The sequence below is a fragment of the Microbacterium salsuginis genome (genome assembly GCF_012524205.1).
GTDB classification, from domain to species: domain Bacteria; phylum Actinomycetota; class Actinomycetes; order Actinomycetales; family Microbacteriaceae; genus Microbacterium; species Microbacterium salsuginis.
Map to the genome: position 1 here is coordinate 278,166 of NZ_JABACI010000003.1, position 22,563 is coordinate 300,728.

General features: G+C 72.0%; 17 protein-coding genes. 8 read left to right on the forward strand and 9 right to left on the reverse strand.

What is annotated here, in order from left to right:
- Positions 1-79: 79 nt before the first annotated feature.
- The gene (locus HF576_RS11690; protein WP_168912995.1) at positions 80-2,182 is read right to left on the reverse strand and encodes a RecQ family ATP-dependent DNA helicase; all 2,103 of its coding nucleotides are present in this window, start codon (positions 2,180-2,182) and stop codon (positions 80-82) included.
- Between the two features lie 233 nt (positions 2,183-2,415).
- Here HF576_RS11690 and HF576_RS11695 point away from each other — a divergent pair, with 233 nt between their 5' ends.
- A complete protein-coding gene (locus HF576_RS11695) occupies positions 2,416-2,808 on the forward strand; it encodes a PPOX class F420-dependent oxidoreductase (RefSeq protein ID WP_168912996.1) in 393 nt (130 codons plus the stop codon).
- 112 nt (positions 2,809-2,920) lie between these two features.
- Positions 2,921-4,030, forward strand: a complete 1,110-nt coding sequence (locus HF576_RS11700; protein WP_168912997.1) for a YbdK family carboxylate-amine ligase — start codon at positions 2,921-2,923, stop codon at positions 4,028-4,030.
- A gap of 71 nt (positions 4,031-4,101) precedes the next feature.
- Here the strand turns inward: HF576_RS11700 and HF576_RS11705 are convergent, their stop codons facing one another.
- Complete coding sequence (locus tag HF576_RS11705) at positions 4,102-4,710, reverse strand: TetR/AcrR family transcriptional regulator (protein ID WP_168912998.1); 609 nt, start codon at positions 4,708-4,710, stop codon at positions 4,102-4,104.
- A gap of 109 nt (positions 4,711-4,819) precedes the next feature.
- On the opposite strand from HF576_RS11705, the gene HF576_RS11710 reads away from it, so the two are divergent.
- Together HF576_RS11710 and HF576_RS11715 are read left to right on the forward strand one after the other, a co-directional pair.
- Entirely contained in the window at positions 4,820-5,656 is an 837-nt protein-coding gene (locus tag HF576_RS11710) for a sugar phosphate isomerase/epimerase family protein (protein ID WP_168912999.1), read from the forward strand.
- Entirely contained in the window at positions 5,656-6,786 is a 1,131-nt protein-coding gene (locus tag HF576_RS11715) for a Gfo/Idh/MocA family protein (protein WP_168913000.1), read from the forward strand. Before HF576_RS11710 ends, HF576_RS11715 begins: the two co-directional genes overlap by 1 nt.
- A 134-nt stretch (positions 6,787-6,920) precedes the next feature.
- Here the strand turns inward: HF576_RS11715 and panB are convergent, their stop codons facing one another.
- Genes panB through HF576_RS11730 form a run of 3 tightly spaced genes read right to left on the reverse strand, consistent with a single transcriptional unit; the run spans position 6,921 to position 9,381 of the window.
- Positions 6,921-7,778, reverse strand: a complete 858-nt coding sequence (panB, locus tag HF576_RS11720) for a 3-methyl-2-oxobutanoate hydroxymethyltransferase (RefSeq protein WP_168913001.1) — start codon at positions 7,776-7,778, stop codon at positions 6,921-6,923.
- Positions 7,778-8,629: a pantoate--beta-alanine ligase gene (gene panC / locus HF576_RS11725; protein ID WP_168913002.1), complete on the reverse strand. Its 852-nt coding sequence runs from the start codon at positions 8,627-8,629 to the stop codon at positions 7,778-7,780. Before panC ends, panB begins: the two co-directional genes overlap by 1 nt.
- A complete protein-coding gene (locus tag HF576_RS11730; RefSeq protein WP_168913003.1) occupies positions 8,626-9,381 on the reverse strand; it encodes a Rossmann-like and DUF2520 domain-containing protein in 756 nt (251 codons plus the stop codon). Before HF576_RS11730 ends, panC begins: the two co-directional genes overlap by 4 nt.
- Positions 9,382-9,579: 198 nt before the next feature.
- On the opposite strand from HF576_RS11730, the gene helR reads away from it, so the two are divergent.
- The 3 genes from helR to HF576_RS11745 all read left to right on the forward strand — a co-directional run bounded on the left by helR (position 9,580) and on the right by HF576_RS11745 (position 13,654).
- Positions 9,580-11,745: an RNA polymerase recycling motor ATPase HelR gene (helR, locus tag HF576_RS11735; RefSeq protein WP_168913004.1), complete on the forward strand. Its 2,166-nt coding sequence runs from the start codon at positions 9,580-9,582 to the stop codon at positions 11,743-11,745.
- Between the two features lie 74 nt (positions 11,746-11,819).
- Positions 11,820-12,161, forward strand: a complete 342-nt coding sequence (locus HF576_RS11740) for a hypothetical protein (protein ID WP_168913005.1) — start codon at positions 11,820-11,822, stop codon at positions 12,159-12,161.
- Positions 12,162-12,235: 74 nt separating this feature from the next.
- Complete coding sequence (locus HF576_RS11745; RefSeq protein WP_168913006.1) at positions 12,236-13,654, forward strand: GH1 family beta-glucosidase; 1,419 nt, start codon at positions 12,236-12,238, stop codon at positions 13,652-13,654.
- An 11-nt stretch (positions 13,655-13,665) separates the two neighbouring features.
- Here the strand turns inward: HF576_RS11745 and HF576_RS11750 are convergent, their stop codons facing one another.
- Complete coding sequence (locus tag HF576_RS11750) at positions 13,666-16,020, reverse strand: arylsulfatase (RefSeq protein ID WP_168913007.1); 2,355 nt, start codon at positions 16,018-16,020, stop codon at positions 13,666-13,668.
- A gap of 196 nt (positions 16,021-16,216) precedes the next feature.
- Between HF576_RS11750 and HF576_RS11755 the strand changes: the two genes are divergently transcribed.
- Positions 16,217-16,543 carry a carboxymuconolactone decarboxylase family protein gene (locus tag HF576_RS11755; protein ID WP_168913008.1) on the forward strand — a complete coding sequence of 109 codons (327 nt, stop codon included), beginning with the start codon at positions 16,217-16,219 and terminating at the stop codon, positions 16,541-16,543.
- 19 nt (positions 16,544-16,562) lie between these two features.
- On the opposite strand, the gene HF576_RS11760 is transcribed toward HF576_RS11755, so the two are convergent.
- From HF576_RS11760 to HF576_RS11770, 3 genes are all read right to left on the reverse strand, one after another.
- Positions 16,563-18,806: a LuxR family transcriptional regulator gene (locus HF576_RS11760; protein WP_168913009.1), complete on the reverse strand. Its 2,244-nt coding sequence runs from the start codon at positions 18,804-18,806 to the stop codon at positions 16,563-16,565.
- Positions 18,807-18,909: 103 nt separating this feature from the next.
- Positions 18,910-20,667 (reverse strand): ABC transporter ATP-binding protein, encoded by a 1,758-nt coding sequence (locus HF576_RS11765; protein WP_168913010.1) that lies wholly within the window; start codon positions 20,665-20,667, stop codon positions 18,910-18,912.
- Positions 20,664-22,523: an ABC transporter ATP-binding protein gene (locus HF576_RS11770; RefSeq protein WP_343234253.1), complete on the reverse strand. Its 1,860-nt coding sequence runs from the start codon at positions 22,521-22,523 to the stop codon at positions 20,664-20,666. The genes HF576_RS11765 and HF576_RS11770 overlap by 4 nt, the downstream gene beginning before the upstream one ends.
- Positions 22,524-22,563 lie beyond the last annotated feature (40 nt).

Sequence of the window (22,563 nt, forward strand, 5' to 3'; positions counted from 1 at the left end):
AAACGGTATGACGACACACGACGCGACATGCCGCAACGTGGCGTCATGCCGCGTCATCGAGGAATATGCGCGCCGACGATCAGCCGCGCAGCGCGAGGGCGAAGGGCAGGACGGCGGATGCTCCGGCCCGGCGTAGTTCGCGGGCGGCGACGGCCAGCGTCCACCGGCTGTCGACGACGTCGTCGACGAGCAGCACGGGCCCGGCGGGTACGTCGAGCGCGCCGGCCGAGAGTCGACCCCACACTCCGGCGAGCCGGAAGGCGCTGTTGCCTCCCGGCTGGCCGGTCGGGCCCCCGTCGACGAGGTCGAGCGCCCCGAGGTACGGCCGGCGACCGACCTCCGAGATGCCGCGGGCGAGCGAGTCCACCAGCTGCGGCCGCGAGCGGGACGGCATCGCGACGATCGCCACCGGACGCTCGGCCCAGCCCCATTCAGCGAGCACGCGCACGCACGCCGACAGCAGGTTGGGCGGCAGCGCCTGGTCGGGGGCGCCTGCGGCGAACAGCTCGCGCAGCGTTCCGCCCCAGCCGAGATCTGTCAGGCGCGCGAGCGCACGCCCTTCGGCCGCCTGCTCCTCCGCCGAGATGCGGCCTTTGACGGGCACGCCGAGCCGGTCGGCGCCGGTGGGCCATTGCCGCCGCGGCTCGATCGGCACCCCGACGCGGTCGAGGGCTGTCGCCGCGGCATCCGTCGCCTCCGCGCCCACCGCCGACGGATACCAGGCCCCCGCGCAGTTGTCGCACCGGCCGCACGGGGCGGCGGAGTCATCGTCGAGTGAGCGCTGCAGGAACTCCATGCGGCACGCCGACGTCTCTTCGTACTCGATCATGTGCTGCTGCTCGGCGACCCGCTCGGCCGCGATGCGGCGATAGCGCTCCTCGTCGTACACCCACGGCGAGCCGGTCGCGATCCAGCCGCCCTGCACGCGTGCGACCGCGCCGTCGACGTCGAGCACCTTCAAGAGCAGCTCGAGCGGCGTGCGGCGGATGTCGACCGTCGCCTCGAGCGCCGGCGTCGACATCGGGCCGGACGACGCCGAGAGTGCACTGAGAACCCGCTCGGCGCGGTCGCGGTCGGGCATCGACGCCGTCGCGAAGTAGTGCCAGATGTCGCGGTCCTCGGCTCCCGGGAGCAGCAGCACGTCAGCGGATGCCGTGGCGCGGCCGGCGCGACCGACCTGCTGGTAGTACGACACCGGCGACGACGGCGCACCGAGATGCACGACGAACCCGAGGTCGGGCTTGTCGAAGCCCATGCCGAGCGCGCTCGTGGCGACGAGGGCCTTGACGCGATTCTCTTTGAGCAGCGTCTCGGACTCTTCGCGCTCGTCGGTGTCGGTCTGCCCCGTGTACGCACGCACGTCGTAGCCGTGCTCGCGCAGCAGCCGGGCCGTGTCGTTCGCCGCCGCGACGGTGAGCGTGTAGATGATGCCCGAGCCCGGCAGCTCGCGCAGGTGGCTGAGCAGCCACGCCAGCCGGCTCGGCGCGTTCGCCAGGCGCAGCACTCCGAGCCGCAACGACGTGCGCGCGAGCGGGCCGCGGATCGTCAGCACGTCCGCTCCCCCGGCGCCCAGCTGCTCGGCGACGTCGGCGACGACGCGGCTGTTGGCCGTGGCGGTGGTGGCGAGGACGGGCACGCCCTCCGGCATCCGTCCGATCAGATCGCGGAGCCGCCGGTAGTCGGGCCGGAAGTCGTGGCCCCAGTCGCTGATGCAGTGCGCCTCGTCGACGACGAGCAGGCCGATGCGCGGAACCAGCTGCGGCAGCTGCTCATCGCGGAACGACGGATTGTTGAGTCGCTCGGGCGAGACCAGCAGCACGTCGACCTCGTCGTTGTCGAGCTGCGCGATCACGTCGCGCCACTCGTGCGCGTTGGTGGAGTTGATGGCGACCGCCCGCACACCGGCACGCGCCGCGGCGGCGATCTGGTCGCGCATGAGTGCCAGGAGCGGCGACACGAGCACTGTCGGACCGGCACCGCGCCGCCGCAGGAGCAGCGTCGCCACGAAGTACACCGCGGACTTGCCCCACCCCGTGCGCTGAACGACCAGCGCGCGGCGCCGTTCGTCGACCAGGGCCTCGATCGCCTCGAACTGACCGTCGTGGAAGTCGGCGTCGTCGCGGCCGACGAGAGCTCGCAGAACGTCGAGCGCCTCGGCGCGGGTCGTGGTCGTCGCTGTCACGCCCTCCACCCTGCCTCATCCCCCTGACAAAGGCGGATGCCGTGGGCCGGTGACGGCGGCGCCAGCCCGCACGCTGTGAGGTTGAGAAACCGTATGTCGGTTGGGACACCACGCCGCACGGGGTTTCTCAACCTATGCATGGTTTCTCAAGGTGCACGTGGTTTCTCAACCCGCGCGCCACACCGGACGCACCGACACACCGCGCCGCCGCGCCCGTGCGGGAGGATGGACGGATGCGCAGTCTCCAGTCCCTGACGGCCGACGGGCTCGCGTTCGTCGCGGATCGGCACCTCGCGACCCTGTCGACAATGGCGCGCGACGGGTCGATCCACGTCGTCGCGGTCGGGTTCACCGTCGAGGACGGCGTCGTGCGCGTGATCACGTCGGGCGAGAGCCAGAAGGTGCGCAACGTCGAGCGGGACGCGCGGGCGACGGTGGCGCAGGTCGCCGGCGCGCGCTGGCTGAGCATCGCCGGGCACGCCTCGATCGAGCGGGACGCCGACGCTGTGGCCCACGCCGAGGCGCTCTACACGGCGCGCTACCGCCCGCCCCGCGTGAATCCGCGACGCGTCGTGATCCGGATCGAGCCGACGCACGTCATGGCCTCGGCCGGCCTGCTGACCTGAGCCGGCCCGCCGGCAGCACCAGCCTCAGGCCCGCACGCCGCTGTCAAGCCCGTTCCGCCGTCCGATGGGTCCTGGCAGAGTCAGCAGCGACGCCGACGGACGGAGGGCCCAGGTGCAACGGACGTTCGGGATCGAGGAGGAGTTCGTCCTGCTCGATCCGCACACCCTCACCGCGGTGGATCGGGCGCCGGAGGCCATCGCGGCGCTGAGCGGTGCGCGCGGCGCGGTCGGCAAGGAGTTCTTCCCGTCGCAGATCGAGTACGCCTCGCCGATCTTCACGTCCGCGGACGACGCGCTGGACGCGGTGTGGGCGTTCCGGCGCTCGCTGGCAGCCTGGGCGGGAGCGGCGGGGCTCGTCGCCGCCGGCACCGGTACACCGTTCCGCACCGGGCCGCGGCCCGAGATCAGCGCCGACGTCCGCTACGCCCATATCGCGGACGACATCGCGGGAGTCACGCCGGATCACCAGATCAACGGGCTGCACGTGCATGTCGGCATCCCCGACGCCGAGTCGGGCGTGCGTGCGTCGAACACGCTGCGGGTGTGGCTGCCGACGCTCCTCGCGCTGTCGTCGAATTCGCCGTACTGGCACGGCGAAGACACCGGATTCGACAGCTGGCGGGCGATCCACAGCCGCCGCTGGACCACCTACGGCGCACCGCCGTTCTTTCGCGACGCCGCCGAGCACGAAGAGGCGCGACGGGCGCTGAGGGGCATCGGCGCGACGTCCGATCCGGGCACGATCAACTGGAACGTGCGCCTGTCGGCCCGCTATCCGACCGTCGAGGTGCGCGTGTTCGATGCGCAGCTCGATCCACGCTCGAGCGTGGCTCTGGCGGCGATCACGCGTGCCCTCGTGGCATCCGCCGATCTCTCGACGGATCCGCAGGCCCGAGAGCGGCCATCCGAGGCGATGGATCTGACGGATGCCGCGCTCTGGCACGCTGCCCGCTTCGGGGTGGGCGCAACCCTCGTCCACCCGTTCTCCGGGCGGGTGCTGCCCGCACGCGAGGTGCTGCAGGTGCTGGGCGAGCGCATCCGCCCGCAGCTGGTCGATCGCACGGAGCGGGAGCTGGTCGACGAGCTCCTGCGCAGAGCCGGCCGCGACGGCTCCGGCGCCGCCCGTCAGCGCCGTGCGGGCGCGTCCGGGCTGGGAGCGCTCGCGCGGCTGTATCGCCACGAGCTCGCCGATGCGGGTAACGTCACCGGGTTGTCGGCCTGAAACGCGGTTTCGAATCGCGCACTTGGCGCCGATTCGGGGCTCCGGAGTGAAAAGTGCGCGATTCGAAAGCGTCAGGCGTCGCCGGGCGCCGACAGCAGAACCTCGAGGAGAGCGAGGGCGGCGTCCTGCGGCGCGTCAGGGTCGAGCAGCCACTGCGTCTGCAGGCCGTCGGATGCCGCGATCACGAGCGCCGCGACCGCGAGGGGATCCACGTCTGGGCGGATGCGGCCGGCGCGCTGATTGCGCCGGACGCGCTCGGCGAGGTCGGCGCGGGTCCGTGCGAAGCGCTCGGTCGCGAACTCCCGGGCCGCGGGATGCCCCTCTTCGAGCGCCGTCGCCACCAGAGTCGAGTACAGCTGCACGAGCCCCTGCACCTCGCGGTTGGACTCCGTCCAGTCGCGCATCAGCTCGACGGGCGTGGCTTCGGGGTCGTCATGGTCGTCGGCGCCGCCGCGGGTCTCGGACTCGCGGTACACCGCGACGAGCAGCTCCTCGAGCGAGCCGAAGTAGTGCCGCAGCGCGGCGTGGGTGACACCGACCTCCTCGGCGATCGCGCGGAGACTCGTGCGGTCCGAGCCGCGCCGCGCGAAGACCTCGATGGCGCGGTCGAGGATCTCCTGCCGGCGTGCCACCCCTTTCGCGTAGGACCCGCGCGGGGTGGGGGCGGGCTCATCGGGCATGGCGACATCCTATCCGCGCAAAACCTCCACATGGAGGTTTTGCGTGCTACGTTGTCGGAGCGCGGATGAGACGCCGCGCGTCACCGCCGACCACGAAGGAGCGCGACCGATGCCGGTCCAGACGTCCATCCAGCTGTTCACCGTCAATGCGGCACTCGAGGCCGACCTCGACGGAACCCTCGCCGCCGTCGCGGCACGCGGGTTCACGGCGGTGGAGCCGTACGACTTCGTGCGGCGCGCCGCACCCCTCGCGGCCGCGCTCTCCTCCCACGGACTGATCGCCCCGACCGGGCACGCGTTCCTCGCGTCGACCTCGTTCGTGAACCCCGACGGCAGCGGCACCACCCTCCCCGTACCCGCGCCCGATGTCGTCTTCGACGCGGCGCAGACCCTGGGCATGACCACCGTCATCGACCCCTACACCGAGCCCGCGCGCTGGGAGCGCATCGAGCAGATCGAAGAGACCGCGCGCCTGCTCAACGCCGCCGCCGAGATCGGCGCCGGACGCGGCATCCGTGTCGGCTACCACAACCACGCCCACGAGCTCGAGGTCACGTTCGACGGCAAGACCGGTCTCGAGGTGCTCGCCGACCTGCTCGACCCGCGCGTCGTGCTCGAGGTCGACCTGTACTGGGTCGCCCGCGCGGGCGTCGACCCCGTGTCCCTGCTGCGCACGCTCGGCGACCGCGTGATCGCCGTCCATGTCAAGGACGGGACGCTCGACCCCGAGGCCATCGCCGCGTATCCGCCGGCCGACCAGGTGCCCGCCGGGCAGGGCGTCGTGCCGCTGCGCGAGGCGCTGGCCGCGGCATCCGCCCTCGAAGTCGCCATCGTCGAGTTCGACCACTTCCCCGGCGACCTCTACGACGCGGTCGAGCAGAGCCGGGCGTTCCTGGACGGCCTCAGCCTCGATGGCGACGCCGACCGTGACGGGGCGGCCGCCTGATGGCCGCGCCCGTCGGCGTCGGCCTCATCGGCGCGGGGAACATCAGCGATCAGTACCTCCGAAACCTGACCGGCTTTCCCGACGTGCGCGTGCTCGCGGTCGGCGACCTGCTCGAGGACCGCGCCCGCGCGCAGGCGGCGAAGTACGACGTGCCACGCGCCGGGGGCGTGGACGTCGTGCTCGACGACCCCGACATCGACATCGTCGTGAACCTCACGATCCCGGCGGTGCACGTCGAGGTGTCGGAGGCGATCCTCGCCGCCGGCAAGCACGTGTGGACCGAGAAGCCGATCGGCATCGACCGCGACGAGTCACAGCGCCTGCTGTCGAAGGCGGATGCCGCGGGCCTGCGCGTCGGCGTCGCGCCCGACACAGTGCTGGGTCCGGGTGTGCAGACCGCGAAGCGCGCCATCGCTCGCGGCGACATCGGGCGGCCGCTGTTCGCGCAGACGACGTTCCAGTGGCAGGGTCCCGAGCTCTTCCACCCGAACCCGGGGTTCCTGTACGCCAAGGGCGGCGGACCGCTGCTGGACATGGGCCCGTACTACGTCTCGGCGCTCGTGCACGTCTTCGGACCGGTCGCCGCGGTGGCGGCGCTCGGGCTGCAGGGCACGCCGACGCGGCGCGTGCAGGTCGGCGAGCTCGCGGGACAGGAGTTCGCGGTGGAGATCCCCTCGACGCTGTCGGTGCTCATGGACTTCGAGCACGGCGCGCAGGCGCAGAGCCTCTACAGCACCGACTCGCCCCTCTACCGGCACGGCATCGTCGAGATCACCGGCACCGAGGGCACCCTCGTGATCCCCGACCCCAACACCTTCGGCGGGCCGATCACGATCACACGGCCGCTGACGAAGATGGTCGTGCCGCCCGAGCCGGTGGTGCAGGACGTGTTCGCCGTGCCACAGGAGGGCGTGCTCGTCGGGCGGGGCCTCGGCGTGCTCGACATGGCCCGCGCGATCCGCGACGACCGCCCGCATGTGGCGACCGGCCGGTTCGGCTATCACGTGCTCGACACGCTGCTGTCGATCGAGGAGGCCGCCGAGACCCGCACCTTCGTGAACGTCGAGAGCACGATCGACGAGGTCGGGGCCCTGCCCGCCGACTTCGATCCGCACGCCGCCACGCTCTGACGCGAGGAATCCCGGATCCGGAAACCGGAGATCTCGCCTATTTCCGGAGTGCAGGGGCGCCCGAACTCCGGGAACAGTGCGAAAGTCCGGTTTCCGGATCCGATTTTCGTGCGACGAGCCCCGCGCCGCAGCCGTCAGGCCGAGCGCTGTGCGAGCGCGGCGCGCGCCGCCTCGACCGCCTCCGGCGTCGCGGGGTACCCGTGCTCCGCGGCCGGGAAGGCCCCCGCCCGCACCTCGCGGGCGTAGGCGGCGACGCCGTCGACCATCGCGTCGCCAACCTCCGCGTAGCGCTTGACGAAGGCCGGCGCCTTGCCCTCGGTGATGCCCAGCACGTCATGCATGACCAGCACCTGACCGTCGGCGCGGCCGGCCCCGATCCCGATCACGGGGATCCGCAGCTCGGGCAGCACCGCGTCGGCCACCTCGGCCGGCACCGCCTCGATCACGAGGATGCTCGCCCCCGCCTCCTGCACGGCGAGAGCCTCGCGCACGAGCCGTTCCGCGGATTCGGCCGTGCGCCCCTGCGCGCGCATCCCGCCGAGGGCCGTCGCCGTCTGCGGAGTGAGTCCGACGTGCGCGACCACGGGGATGCCGGCCGCGACGACCGCGCGGATCCGCGCGAGGCGTGAAGGTCCGCCGCCCTCGAGCTTGACGGCATCCGCCCCCGCCTCCTTCACGAAGCGCACCGCCGTCTGAACCGCCTGCTCGTCCGAGACCTCCGTCGACCCGAACGGCAGGTCGCACACGACGAACGCCGAGCTCACACCGCGACGCACCGCCCGGGCGAGGACGAGCATCTCGTCGACCGTGACCGCCACCGTCGAGTCGTGGCCCAGCACGACCTGCGCACCCGAGTCGCCGACGAGGACCATATCGACCTCGGCCTGCTCGGCGACCCTCGCGGTCGGGTAGTCGTAGGCCGTGACCATGACGATCGGCTCGCGGGCGGCCTTCATCTCGGCGAGGCGCCGGAGGGTGGTCTGGGGACGCATCACGGGCCTCCGGGGGTGAGAAGCGTGTTGTCGATCAGGCGCGTGCGGCCGACACGGGCGGCGATCGCCACGAGCGCCTGGCCGTCGACGGCCGCGACCGGCTCGAACGAGACCGGGTCGACGATCGCGATGTACTCCAGCTCGATGAGGGCTTCGGCCAGGACGTCCAGTGCGCGGCCGCGCAAGACCTCGGGATCGCGGATGCCGGAGGCCGAGGCATCCGCCACCTCCTGCAGCGCGCGGGGAATGGCCAGGGCGCGCGCACGCTCGTCGGCGCCGAGCCGGGCGTTGCGGCTGGAACGGGCGAGGCCGTCGTCATCGCGCGAGGTCGGGCACACCACGAGCTGCACCGGGATGTTGAGGTCGGCGACCAGGCGCCGCAGCACGCCGACCTGCTGCGCGTCCTTCGCGCCGAAGTACGCGGCGTCGGGCAGCACCGCGAGCAGCAGCTTGGTGACGACGGTCGCCACGCCGTCGAAGTGCGCGCGGCCCCGCTGCGCGCCCTCGAGGGTCTCGGCGACCGGTCCTGTGACGCTCACCGTCGTCGCGAAGCCGGCGGGATACATCTCGCCCGCCGACGGGGCGAAGACGACGTCCACGCCCTCGGCCGCCGCGAGCGCGAGATCGGCCTCCTCGGTGCGGGGATAGGCGGCAAGGTCGGCCTGCTCGTCGAACTGCGTCGGGTTGACGAAGATCGACATGACCACGGTGTCGCTGTCGGCGCGGGCCGCCCGCAGCAGTGAGGCGTGCCCCTCGTGCAGCGCGCCCATCGTCGCGACGAACCCGATGCGGCCGGCGCGTGACTCGCGCAGGGCTGTGCGCAGGTCCGCGACGGTGCGCACGACGATCACGAGGCGGCCCCCCGCCGGCCGGCGAGTGCGCGCGTCGCGTCGGTCAGCGCGTCGAACAGCGCCAGGCGCTCCGGCAGCCGCTCGGCCACGGCCGTGCGCTGACGGGCGACGGTGCCGTCGTCGCCGCGCGTGATCGGCCCGGTGAGCGCTCGGGCGGGGCCGTGGTCGCTCCAGTTCTGCACGGTCGCGCGAACCAGCGGCACGAGGGCGTCGCGGTCGACACCGGCGGTCGCCGCGAGGTCTTCGGCGAACGCCTCGAGCGTCACGAGGAAGTTCGACGCGATCGAGGCGGCCGCGTGGTACGCGGCCCGATCGGCTTCCTCGACCCGGAACGGGTGCATGCCCAGGGTCGTCGCGAGCGCCTCGGCCGCGGTCGCGGCGTGCGGCGTCGATCCGGCGATCGCGGCCGGGACGCCCAAGAACGAGGCCTCGGGTCCCGTGATCGCGAGGAGCGGATGGATGCTGAACGCCTCGTGCGGCGCGAGGGGCTCGAGCGACGTCGCCCCCGAGAAATGCCCGACGAGGGATCCTGGCGCCAGGGCCGCAGCAGCCGCGCGGATCTCGGCATCCGGCACCGCCAGCAGCACGACGGCGGCATCGGGCGCCGTCGCACCGCGGCCCAGCGGACCGTTCACCTCGGCGCCGGCAGCTCGCAATGCCGCGGCGACCGCGCCGCCGACCCGGCCCGCGCCGATGACCGCGATCGGCCCGTCGAGCACCGGACGTGCGGGAGCCAGGGGACGGTCGGGCATCGTCGTCGCCTCCCGTCGTACGCGGCCCGGGCTGGACCACGTACAAAAATACCCCGCGCTCCGGGCGCGGGGTCACGGCATCTCCTGCCACTACCAGGATAACGGCACAGGGGGGCCTTGCGGCAAGGGCCCCTCGGGGGCGCATACTTGTCGGTCGCGACGCGTCACCGTCGCGCCTGCGCCCCGGGAGTCGATGCCATGAACCCTGCCCTCACCAGTCCTTTCCAGCTTCCCGCCCGTCTCGCCGCCAAGGCCGATCCCGCACTGATCGCCGACGACGAGCAGCACTTCGCCGCCGTCTCCGAGAGCCTCGAGCGCTCCATCGCCGAGCTGTCCGACCGCCTCGACTCCGTACGCCGGCTGCCCGGCGGCGGCGGGCAGGCGGCGCTCGAGCGCGACCTCGAGATCCACCGGCTGTCGGGTCGCCTGCGGACCCTGCGCCGTTTCACCCTCGATGCATGCCTGGGTCGCATCGTGCCCGCTGCCGGTGAGCCGGTCTACATCGGACGGTTCGGGCTCACGGACACAGGAGGCCGTCGCCTGCTCGTGGACTGGCGCACGCCCGCGGCCGAGCCCTTCTTCGGCGCGACGCATGCCCAGCCGATGGGCCTCATCAGCCGCCGGCGCTACCGGTGGACCGGCGGGCGCGTCACCGACTACTGGGACGAGGTCTTCACGCCCGAGGGGCTCGAGCAGAGTGCCCTCCATCACAGCGCCGCACTGGACGACCAGTCCGCCTTCATCGCGAGCCTCGGCGCGAGCCGGTCGCCGCATATGCGCGATGTGCTCGGCACCATCCAGGCCGACCAGGACGCCATCATCCGCGCCGGGTCACGCGGTGCCCTCGTCGTCGACGGCGGTCCGGGTACCGGCAAGACCGTCGTCGCGCTGCACCGCGCGGCGTACCTCGTGTACTCCGACCCTCACCTGGGCGAGGGTCGCGGAGGCGTGCTGTTCGTCGGCCCGAGCCCCGCCTACCTGTCGTACGTGGCCGATGTGCTGCCGAGCCTCGGCGAGGAGAGCGTGCAGACCTGCACGTTGCGCGACCTCGTGGCGGAGGGCGACGTCGCCGGGAACGAGCCCGACGCCGAGGTGGCACGCCTCAAGGCCGACGCCCGCCTCGTCGATGCGATCGAGCCCGCCGTCGCGCTGTACGAGGAGCCCCCGGCCAAGGGCCTCCTCGTCGAGACGCCGTGGGCGGACCTGTGGCTGAGCCCCGACGACTGGGCCGAGGCCTTCGAGTCCACCGAACCCGGGACGCCGCACAACGAGGCGCGCGACCAGGTGTGGGAGACGGTGCTCGACATCCTCGGCGATCAGGTCGACGCCGAGGAGGTGCCGCTGCACCAGCTGCGCCGTGTGCTCGCGCGTCACGAGCAGCTCGTCGCCACCTTCAACCGCGCGTGGCCGCTGGTGGAGGCATCCGTCGTCGTCTCGGACCTGTGGTCGGTGCCGGCTTACCTGCGCCGGTGCGCACCGTGGCTGTCGGCGGAGCAGGTCGAGAGCCTGCAGCGCCGCGCGGACTCGCCCTGGACCACGGCGGACCTGCCGCTCCTCGACGCCGCACGGCGCCGGCTGGGCGACCCGGCGGACTCCCGGCGGCGCCGGGAACGCGAGGCGACCCTTGCGACCGAGCGTGAGTACATGGGCCAGGTGATCGAGCGCCTCAAGGAGTCGGGCGACGAGCTGCTGCAGTGGATCGACGGCGACGATCTGCGCAACAGCCTCGTCGACGAAGCGGTGCTGCCCAGTGCCGATCAGAACAGTGCCGCCCGCGGCCAGCTGGCCGGCCCGTTCGCGCACGTGATCGTCGACGAGGCGCAGGAGCTCACCGATGCGGAATGGCGGATGCTGCTGGCCCGGTGCCCGTCGCGCAGCTTCACGATCGTCGGCGACCGGGCGCAGGCGCGTCACGGTTTCGGTGAGACGTGGCAGGAGCGCCTCGAGCACGCGGGACTCACCGACGTCTCGCTCGCATCGCTGACGATCAACTACCGCACGCCCAGCGAGGTGATGGCCGAGGCCGAGCCCGTGATCCGGGCGGCGATCCCCGACGCGAATGTGCCGACGTCGGTCCGCTCCAGCGGCATTCCGGTGCTGCATGCGCCGACCGAGGACCTGGACGCGATCCTCGAGGAGTGGCTCGAAGCGCACGACGAGGGCATCGCGTGCGTCATCGGCGATGCGACGTTCGAGGGGCGTGAGCGGGTGCGGTCCTTGACGCCCGAACTGGCGAAGGGCCTCGAGTTCGACCTTGTGGTGCTCGTCGGCCCCGAGCTGCTCGGAGCCGGCATCGAAGGCGCGGTCGACCGCTATGTCGCCATGACGCGTGCGACCCAGCGGCTGGTCGTGCTCGAGGGATAGGCGGTCGCTAGCGCGTTCGCGGCGACGAGACAACCCCGAGGTCAATCCCGCCGAAAGGGCGTAGACCTGTACCTGTGAAACGGGTCATCTATGCGGGAAGCGATTTTCTGACCGGGGATGCGATCGCCTCGGCACTGATGCGGTTCAGCGAGGCCCTTGCCGAGGTCGGGCAGGCGGAGACGATCGCGATCCCCGCCCTCGGCGAGAACGGCGAGGAGAGCCGGGTCGAAGTGCTCGTCGGGCCGGCGAGCCAGATCATGGCGCAGGACGTGGAGACGGATCCGGCCGATCTGGTCGTGCCGGAGGCCGTGGCGGCTCTCGAGGCGAGGATCCGCGCGCTGACGCCCCATGCGGTCATCACCGATGAGTGGCCCGAGCAGTCCGACTGGGACGGCGCGACGACGGACGTCATCTGAGGGGCGCGCGGGGCCGGTTCCCGTCATCGACCCCTCGTGTGGCATCGATCCCACATTTGCGGCAGACTCGGGGGATGGTCCAGCCGACGAGCTCCTTCCCGTCCGACTTCCTGTGGGGCGCAGCGACCAGCGCCTACCAGATCGAGGGCTCCCTCGACGCGGACGGGCGGGGCCGCTCGGTATGGGAGACGTTCGCCGAGCAGCCCGGCGCGATCGAGGGGGGTGGCGACGCCGCGATCGCGTGCGATTCCTACCGGCGCTGGGGCGATGACCTCGACATCCTGTCGCAGCTCGGGCTCGGCGCCTACCGGTTCTCGCTGGCATGGGCGCGGATCATGCCCGACGGCCGTGGCCGTGTGAACGCGGCCGGCCTGGATCACTACGAGCGCATCGTCGACGAACTGCTCGCCCGGGGCATCGAGCCCGTCGTGACCCTGAACCACTGGGACATGCCCGAGGCGCTCATGGCCCACGGCGGGTGGGCCGGCCGCGAGAGTGTCGACGCCTTCACCGAGTACGCCGTGGCCGCAGCGGACCGGCTCGGCGACCGCGTGAACTGGTGGATCACCCAGAACGAGCCGTGGATCATCCAGCTGCTCGGCTACCAGCTCGGCCTGCACGCCCCGGGCGTCCGCGATCTGCGCAGCGCGGTCGCCGCCGGTCACCACGTGCTGCTCGCGCACGGAGCGGCCGTCGACGCGATGCGACCGCTCACGCGCGGAAGGATCGGCGCCGCGCTCAACCTGCTGCCGTGCGTGCCCGCGAGCGACAGCCCGGCGGACGCCGAAGCCGCGTGGGGATCGGACGGCTACGTCAACCGCTGGTTCCTCGATCCGCTGCTGGCCGGCGGCTACCCCGCCGACATGCGGCAGCACTGGGAGCGCGCCATCGGCGGCTCCCTCGACGCCGTCATCCGCGACGGCGACGAGGCGGCGATCGGCGGGCGCAGCGACTTCCTCGGGGTCAACTTCTACACGCACCGCGTCATGGCCGCCGCCGAGCCCGGACCCGACCGACCGTTCCCGTGGCAGGTCGTCGGGTCCACCGGCGAGGTCGCCCGTACCGACGAGGGCACCGAGATCGTGCCGGGAGCCTTCCGCGACCTGCTGGTGCGGCTCCACCGCGACTACCCCGGCGTGCCGATCATGGTGACGGAGAACGGCGCGATCTCCGGCGACTCGCCGACGCACGACGGCCGCGTCCACGATGTTCGCCGCATCCGGTACCTGCGCTCGCACGTGCAGGCCATGGGCGACGCGATCGCAGCGGGCGTACCGCTCGTCGGATACACGCACTGGTCGCTGCTCGACAACTTCGAGTGGGCGCTCGGCTACCGCCCCCGCTTCGGTCTGGTCTACGTCGACTTCCGCACCGGCGAGCGCATCCTCAAAGACAGCGCGCTGCACTACGCCGAGATCGCCCGCGCAGGCGGTCTGGTCGAGTGGGACGCGACGACGGCCCCTTCGGTCGACAGTCTCGGCGCCTTCGGCTGAGCCTGCTGCCGTTACGCCTGCTGTGGCGTCGCGTAGGCGATGTGCACCTTCGAGATCTCGCCGTCGAACGCGAACGGCATCTTGTCGACGTACGTACGCGACACGGCGCCGCCGTACGCCCGGCCGATGTCGAGGCAGTCGTTGGCCGAGAACAGCAGCGGCGCGCTCACCGGCACGACGCCCGAGCCGACCTCGTCACCGTTCACGCGCAACGTCACGCTGAGCGGTCCGCCCGGCCGCGCCTCGACGTAGGCCGTCTCGATCTCGATCGTCGCATCCCCCGCGGGAAGTGGTGCGGATGCCGCGATCGTGGTGCGCTGCACGAGGAACAGGTTGTACTCGTAGGTCAGCACTCCGTCCACGACGAAGCACGTGAGACCGCCGCCTGCGCCGCCCAGCTTGTACAGGACGCCGTTCGCGCGCTCGGGCACCGTGGCGCTGATCGTCACCACGTTGGGCTTGTTGCCCAGCGCCGGCGCACAGAACTCCGGCACGCGCACGGTGTCGCCGCCCATCTCCCACTGCGTGTACGGCACCGAGATGCGGTACTCCGGGTGATAGACGGGCACCCACAGCCCGGCGCCGACGGGGAGCACCTCGTTCTTGGCGGCCTCGATCGCGAAGAGCTCCTTCAGATCGGCGAGCTTCTGCGGGTTCTCGGCCGCGAGGTCGTGCGCCTGGCTCCAGTCCTCGTCGAGGTGGTAGAGCTCCCACACGTCCTGATCTGGCGTCCACGTCGCGATCCCGGGAGGCGCCCCGGGCACCCACGGCAGGCGCGGGCCCGTCGCGGACGCGATCCAGCCGTCCGAGTAGATCGATCGGCTCGCCATGATCTCGAAGTACTGCGTGCGGTGGCGTCCCTCGGCGGACGGATCGTCGACGGCGTACGCGAGGCTCGTGCCATCGATGGGATCCTGATGGATGCCGTTGACGCTCTCGGGATGCGAGATCCCGAGCACCTCGTAGATCGTCGGCACGAGATCGATCACGTGGTGGAACTGCGTGCGCGCCGTGATGTCGGGCGCGATGCGCCCGGGCCACCGCATGAACATCGGGTTGCGGGTCCCGCCCAGGTGGGAGGCCATGAGCTTCATGCCCTGGTACGGCGTCGAGCCCGCCCACGCCCACGCGGCGTGATACTGGTTGTCGGTCGCCGGCGTGCCCAGCGCGTCCAGGCCGCCGAGCTCCTCGAGCGCCGCCAGATGCTGCTCGATCGTGGTGGGGATCATGTTCTGCGCGAGCAGCTCGCTGATCGTGCCGTTCTGCCCCTCCCCCGACGAGCCGTTGTCACCCCAGATGTAGACGACGAGCGTGTTGTCGGCGTAGCCGAGCTCTTCGAGCGCGTCGACCAGACGCCCCGCCTGCACGTCGGCGTGCTCGCCGAAGCCCGCGCATACCTCCATGAGTCGCGCCTGGAACGGCTTCTGGTCGTCGGGGATGTCGTCCCAGCCCTGCAGGTTGTCAGGGCGCGGCGTGAGCACGGCGCTCTCGGGCACCCACCCCGCCGCCTTGGCACCCGCGAGCGCACGTTCGCGATACACGTCCCAGCCGTCGTCGAAGGCGCCCTTGTACTTGTCGGACCACTCCTTCATGATGTGGTGCGGCCCGTGGATGGCCCCGGTCGCCCAGTACATGAAGAACGGCTTATCGGGCGAGAGCGCCTTGTGGTTGCGCAGCCACCCGATCGCGTCGTCGGCGATGTCCTCGCTGAGGTGGTAGCCCTCCTCGGGCGTCTTGGGCGGAAGCACGTTCGTCGTGTTGCGGACGAGGTTCGGCTCGTACTGCGACGCCTCGCCGGCGAGGAAGCCGTAGAAGTACTCGAAGCCGTAGCCGGTCGGCCACCGGTCGAACGGACCGGCGGCGGTCGTCTCCTCGGCAGGGGTGTTGTGCCACTTGCCCCACGCACCGGTCGAATAGCCGTAGTTGCGGAGCACCTCGGCGACCGTGGCGCTGCTCTTCGGGATGTGGCCGGAATAGCCGTCCCAGTCGTTGGCGAGCTCCGCGATCTGGCCGTTGCCCACCCGGTGATGGTTGCGCCCGGTCAGCAGTGCCGCCCGCGTCGGCGAGCACATCGCCGTGGTGTGGAACCGGTTGAACCCGATGCCCTCTTCACGGATGCGGCCGAGCGTCGGGGTGTTGACCGCGCCGCCGAGGGGTGCCGGCAACGCCGGGCCGGCGTCGTCGATGAGGATCACGAGGATGTTGGGCGCGTCCTCGCCCAGGTGGCGCTGCGGCGGCAGCGGCGAGTACGTGGAGTCGGCGAGGGTCCGGCCCGCGATGCTGCCGGAGGATTTGGGCGGGAACGGCAGCGTCCGGGCGGGAGGCAGCGGTGCCCCCACGATCGAGGTGCGGGCGTCATCCGTCATGTCGTTCCCTTCGTCACCTGGCAGTCGGCGGGCAGCCGGCTCACCGTCTGCCGCAACCCTAGCGACGGGCCTGCTGGCGCCGCATCATCTGAAATGCGTGAAGGCGATCGAACGGATCACGCGATCTGCATGGTGTGCGCGGGGCTTCCGACCTGTGGACTGGTCGGCACCCGGCGAGGGCGAGAGGGAGGCAGCGATGGACGACATCGACCGGCTCCGCCTCTACTGCGTGGACGCACCGGAGCTCGTGGCGGACGCCGGGTCGCTGTGGCATGGCGCGCTCGATCCGCGAACCTCCGCGCTCGTGCGCATCGGCGCGCTCATCGCGGCCGCGGCTCCGGCCGCATCGATGCGCTCCGCCGTCGAGGACGCCGTGTCAGCCGGCGTCTCGGTGCGCGAGATCGTGGCGGTGCTCGACGGCATGGTCGAGCTGGTCGGGCTGCCGCGTGCGGTGGCCGCCGCGCCGCGGATCGCGGCGGCACTCGGCTATGCCGACGACCTGCTGCCGGATGCCGGAGGCTGAGAGCGTCGCGGTGGCGGGCTCAGCCTCCGAGCAGCCCGAGCACCCGCGCGCGCTCCACCGCGCCGTTGCGGGTGGTGACGGCGAGCTTGCGGTAGATCGACCCCACCTCCGAGCTGACGGTGTTGCGGGAGATGAACAGGCGCTGGCCGATCTCGGCGATCGTGAGGTGCGTCTGCAGGTAGGGCAGCAGTCGCAGCTCGGCCGGGGTCAGCGGCACGGAGCCGCCGGCCGCCGGCTCGGCGTCGAGCGCCGCGCGCAGTTCGTCCACGTGCGTCGTGACCACGCCCACGTCGGGGCGCTTGCGCAGCAGATCGTCGATCTCGCGGACGAGATGCCGCGCCGCCGACCGGTCGCCGACGGCGACATGCGCCTTGGCGAGCTGGATGCGCGCGCGGATGGAGACGTACGACAGCAGGTGGGTGCAGCCGATGCGCGACCGCATGGCCCGAGCGAGCAACCGCTCGCCGCGGTCGCGATCGCCGGCGTGGAACGCCACGCGGGCGGCGACCGCCAGGGCGAGCGTGGTGGTGGGGTAGCCGTCCATGTGGCTGCCGTCGATCACGGCGACGCCGCGATCGGCATGCTCGGCGGCGATCCCCCACTGGCCGGCCTCGATGGCCAGCAGCGCCAGCTCGGGCTCGGTCAGGATGATCGTGTCGGAGTTGCCCATGATGGTCGCGACGTCGATCGCCTCTTCGAATGCCGCCTTCGCCGAGGCGGCGTCGTCGACGAGGAGACACGCTTCGCCCCAGAGGTGGAGCGCCTGGTCGCGCCACGGACTCGTCGCCGGCTCGTGCCGGAGGGCGAACGCCGCGTCGGCCACCACTTGTGCGTGCCCCTGCTCGCATATGGCGGCGCGCACCATGGCGCGGGCCGATTCGAACGGCAGCCGGTACTCCTCGGGAAGCGAGTCCGCGTCGAAGGTGTCGAGGCTGCGCGCCCAGCGCTCGCCCGCCGGAACGTCGCCGAGGAGGACGGCCGCCCATGTCACGAGCACCAGCAGCGACGGGTGGGCGCGCACGAGGTCGTCCCCCAGTTCCGACAGCCACCGTGTCGTGGTGCCCACCTTGCCCATCTGGTACATCGGCAGGCCGAGTTCCGCGATGCGGTCCGCCGCGCGTTCGAGGTCACCGGCCTGCAGGAGGTGCTCCACGGCCTGCGCGGGGGCGCCGTTGACCTCGTGCCATTCCGCGGCGCGCAGGTGCAGTGCCACGACCGCGCCCGCTCCTTCCGTGCGCTCGAGCTCGGTCAGGAGGAACTCGCGGAACAGCGCGTGGAGGCGGTACCAGCTGCGGCGGCGGTCAACCGCGACCAGGAAGAGATTGGCGGCTTCGACTTCGCGCAACCGGCCGCGCGCGTCCTCGATGCCGAGCACCGCGTTGCATGACGGCGCCGAGAGCTGCTCGAGCACCGCCGCCCGACGCAGGAACGTCTGCATGTCCTCGGGGAGGCGCATGACGCACTCGCGGTACAGATAGTCCGCCAGGTAGCGGTCGTCGCCGGTGACGGATGCCGCGTCCCCGCCGCTGCGGGCGACCAGCGCGCACAGGAACAGTCCGGTCGGCCATCCCTCGCACCGCGCGACGATGGACTCGAGGTCGGCGTCGCCGACGTCGACCGCTCCCGCCTCGTCGAAGATCGTCCGGGCGCCGGCGTGGTCCAGCGACAGGTCCGCGACCGTGATCTCCTCCGCGTCCCCCGCGACGCGGAGCCGCCCGATGAGAGGGAGTTCCCGGCGACTGGCCAGCACGACCTGAGACCCCTCAGGCAGCCGCGCGAGCAGGATCTCGAGCGCGTCCTGGCAGCCGGGCGAATCGGCCCAGTGCAGGTCGTCGACGAAGAGGACGAAGCTCTGCGGGGCAGCCGCGAGTGCACCGGCCAGCAGTGGCGCCGACCGACCCAGCGCCGACGCACCGAACCCGCGCATGTCGGCGATGACGGCATCCACCGCGGGAGCGAGCGCGATCGACGCCTCGGCGATGACGGACAGGAACGACGCCGGATCATCGTCGGATCGGTCCAGCGACACCCACGCGACGTTGCGCGGGTCGGTGGCGGCCCACTCGGCCAGCAGCGTCGACTTGCCGTAGCCGGCAGGAGCAGTCACCGCCACGACACGGGCACGGCTCGTGCGCGCCCGTTCGATGAGCTGCCGCCGGCTCACGGATCCGGTGCGCAGCGGAGGGGTCTGGATCTTGCTGCCGAGCAGCAGCGCCTGCAAGCCGGGCTCCCCGCGGACCGGCTCGCGGAGGGTCTCCGCCATGTCGCGATCCTATGGGCGGTGCTCAGCGCCCCACAATCTGGGCAGCTCGCCGGAAAGGGCATCGAGAGACACGGATGCCTCGGGCTGCGGCATCCGTCCCCGCTCATTCATCGCTGGACTCGGCCTGCCACGAGGCCCACAGCGCGGCGTACTCGCCGCCCAGCGCGACCAGCTCGTCGTGAGGACCGGCCTCGACGATGCGGCCGTCGCGCATCACGATGATGCGGTCGGCGTCGCGCGCGGTGTGCAGCCGGTGCGCGATCGCGATCACGGTGCGCCCCTCGAGCACGCGGTCGAGCGACTGCTCGAGGCCGCGGGCGGCGCGCGGATCGAGCAGCGATGTGGCCTCATCGAGCACGAGCGTGTGCGGGTCGAGCAGCACCAGGCGTGCGAGCGCGACCTGCTGCGCCTGCGCGGGCGTCAGCACCACGCCGCCCGATCCGACGACGGTGTCGAGCCCGTGCGGCATCGCGCGCATCCAGCGCAGTGCACCCACGACCTGCAGCGCCTCCTCCAGCTCGCTGTCGCGCGCGTCGGGCGCGGCCAGTCGCAGGTTGTCGGCGAGCGTGCCGACGAAGACGTGATGCTCCTGCGTGACCAGCGCGACGTGCTGTCGCAGCACCGGGAGCGGAATGCGCATGACGTCGGCACGACCGAGCGTCACCTCGCCCGCGGTGGGCGCGGTGATCCCGGTGAGCAGCCTCGCGAGCGTGGACTTGCCCGACCCGGACGGCCCGACGATCGCGACGCGTTCGCCGATCTGCGGCACGAGGTCGACATCGCGCAGCACGTCGACACCCTCCCGATACGAGAAGCGGATGCCGCGGGCGGCGAGCTGTTCGCCGTCCGGGGTCTCGTCGGCCTCCGGCCGGTCGCTGGGCACCTCGCCGACGCCCACGATGCGGGCCAGCGCCGTCGTGCCGACCTGGAGCCGGTCCATCCAGTTGACGAGCTCCTCGACCGGACCCGTGAGCTGCATCGCGTAGAGGGCGACCGTTGTGACGTCTCCGGCGGACGCCAGTCCCTGCCCCATGAGATACGCGCCCCACAGCAGCACCGCGATGACCGGGATGAGGAACCCGAGCGTCGTGAGCGGGTACCACACGCTCCGCAGGCCGAGGGTGTAGCGCTCCGCAGCGTTCCGTGCGGCGAGGGCGCGGTCGATCTTGAGCCGCTGGACCGGTGCGAGGTCGAGCGCGTCGATCGTGCGTGCACCCTCGACCGTTTCGTTGATCACGCCGACCAACCGGCCGTACGTCGCCAGCTGACGCCGGTAGCCGGGACCGGAGCGCTTGAGGTACCACCGGCTGCTGAGCGCGATGAGCGGCACTCCGGCGAGGACGCCGAGCGCGACCAGCGGGTTGATGATGAACGCCGCGCCCAGTGTGAGGATCACGGTCATGCCGGTGACGAGGATGCGGGGGATGCCGAAGCGCACGGTCTGCGCGACGGCGTCGACGTCGCTCGTGGTGCGTGAGAGCAGGTCGCCGGTGCCGGCACGTTCGACGACCCCGAGCGGCAGCGACGTCACGGTGGCGAGGAACTCCTCGCGCAGCCGCGCGAACACCGACTCGCCCAGGCGCAGCGACCACAGCTGCGCGAACCTCGTCACGAGCGCCTGCGCGAGCACGGCGCCGGCCAGCAGCAGGAACATGCCGTCGATCGTGGACATGCCGGCATCGCCGCCCGACAGCGCATCGATCATGCGCCCGATGACCCACGGTCCGACGAGGCCGGCCAGCGCGGCGACGGCGTGCAACGAGATGACGAGCAGCAGCTCGCCGCGGTGACGGCGGATCAGGACGCGGGCGACGCCGCGGACTTTGTCGCCGGCGGCGACCGGAAGCGTGGTGTCGCTCATTCGCCCGCCTCCTCACGTGCCGTGGGGATCGCCCCGGTCTCGGTCGCCCTGGTCCACAGCGCCTCGATCGATCCGGTCCATGCCGCCTCGAGCTCCTCGCCGGCCAGCGGCTCGACGTCGCTGGTGGTCCGCGCGACGATGCGCCGGTACCGAGCCCCCACGGGGTCCTCGCGGCGGAGCAGCTCGCTGTGGGTGCCCGACCCGATGACCCGGCCGCCGCGCATCACGTGGATCACGTCCATGCGGTCCAGCAGCAGCGGGCTCGCACTCACGACGACCGTCGTGCGGCCCGCCCGCGCCCGGTGCAGCCGCGCGGCGATCGTCGCCTCGGTGTTGGCGTCGAGCGCACTGGTGGGCTCGATGAGCACGAGCACCTCGGCATCCGTCAGCAGCGCCCGGGCGAGACTCAGGCGCTGCCGCTGGCCGCCCGACAGGACGCTCGCGCGCTCCGGCACGTCCTCCTCCAAGCCGGCGGGAAGCGCCTGCACCGCATCGTCTGCCGCCGCCACACCGAGCGCCTGGTCGATCTTCGCGCGTCGTGCGGTGGGCGACGGGGCACGGTGAGGCGCGCGGACGCTCTGCGTGTCGAGCCCGTCACGTAAGCGGCCCGTGAACAGATGGGGCGTGGCATCGCTGACGACGATGCGGCGCCTCACCTCTCGCACCGGGACGGTGGTGTGGTCCACCCCGCCCCACAGCACCGGCGCGATCGTGTGCTGGCTGTCGTCGAAACGCCCGAGCCGGGTGGCGACCTCGGCCGCGGCATCCGGATCCTCGTCGACGAGCGCGGTGAACCGGCCGGGGGCGATGACGGCACCGGAGGCGACGTCGAGGATCTCGGCACTCCCCTCGGGGGCGGGCTGCGGGCGCACCGGATCCTTCACTGCGCGCTGCACGCGCAGCACGTCGAGCACGCGCCCGGTCGCGACGAAGCCGCGCGCGAACGCCTGGCTCGCCTCGACGGTGGTGCGGAGCGGGACGATGAGGAACACCGAGTAGCCGTAGAAGGTCACCAGCTCGCCGGGACTGATCTCGCCCGAGAGCACGAGCCGCGCACCGAACCACACCACTGCGGCGACGAACAGCCCGGGGAGCAGGATCTGCAGCGCGTCCAGCCACGAGCCCAGCCGGGCCACGTCGATCGCGCGGCGGCGCAGATCGGCCGAGCGCCGCACGTACCGTTCGACGAACTGCTCCTCGCCGCCGATGCCGCGCAGCACCCGCAGCCCGACGACGGTGTCGGCTGCGAGCTCGGTGAGCGCGCCCTGCTCGCGGCGCCATGCGGCCTGCCGGCGCGCGAGCGGCCGCACGAACAGCGACAGCACGGCCACGAGCACCGGCATCCCGACCAGCACGAAGAGCCCGAGCGCGGGAGAGGTGAGCATCGTGATGAGCCCGACGGCGACGTACGCCACGACGCCGCCCGAGAAGCGGGCCGTCACATCGAACATCTCGCCCACGCGCAGCGCGTCGTTCGCGACGGTCGAGGCGACCTCGCCGGCCGAGCTGTCGGCGGCGATCGCCGCCCCCGCCTCGGCGCTGTGGTAGCCGATGATGCGAGAGACGCCGAGCGAGGACCGCAGCCAGTTCGACACCGCCATCCGGTGGCGCAGCACCGCGAACAGCGCCTGCGCGATCGCGATGGCACCCAGTCCCGCGCACCACGGCGCGACGCCGGCGAGGCCGTCATCGAGTCCCGCGTCGACAGCCCGGCCGAGCAGATACGGCCAGATCACCTGGCACAGCATCCACAGGACGCCGAAGACGACGCCCCCGAGGAGCGTCGCCGGCTGGCGCGCGGCCTGCCACAGCAGCAGGCGCAACGGTGAACGGGTGGGAGCCTGCAGGGAGCTCACGAGAGGGGACCTTTCGATTCTCGTTTCGTGCCGGATGCCG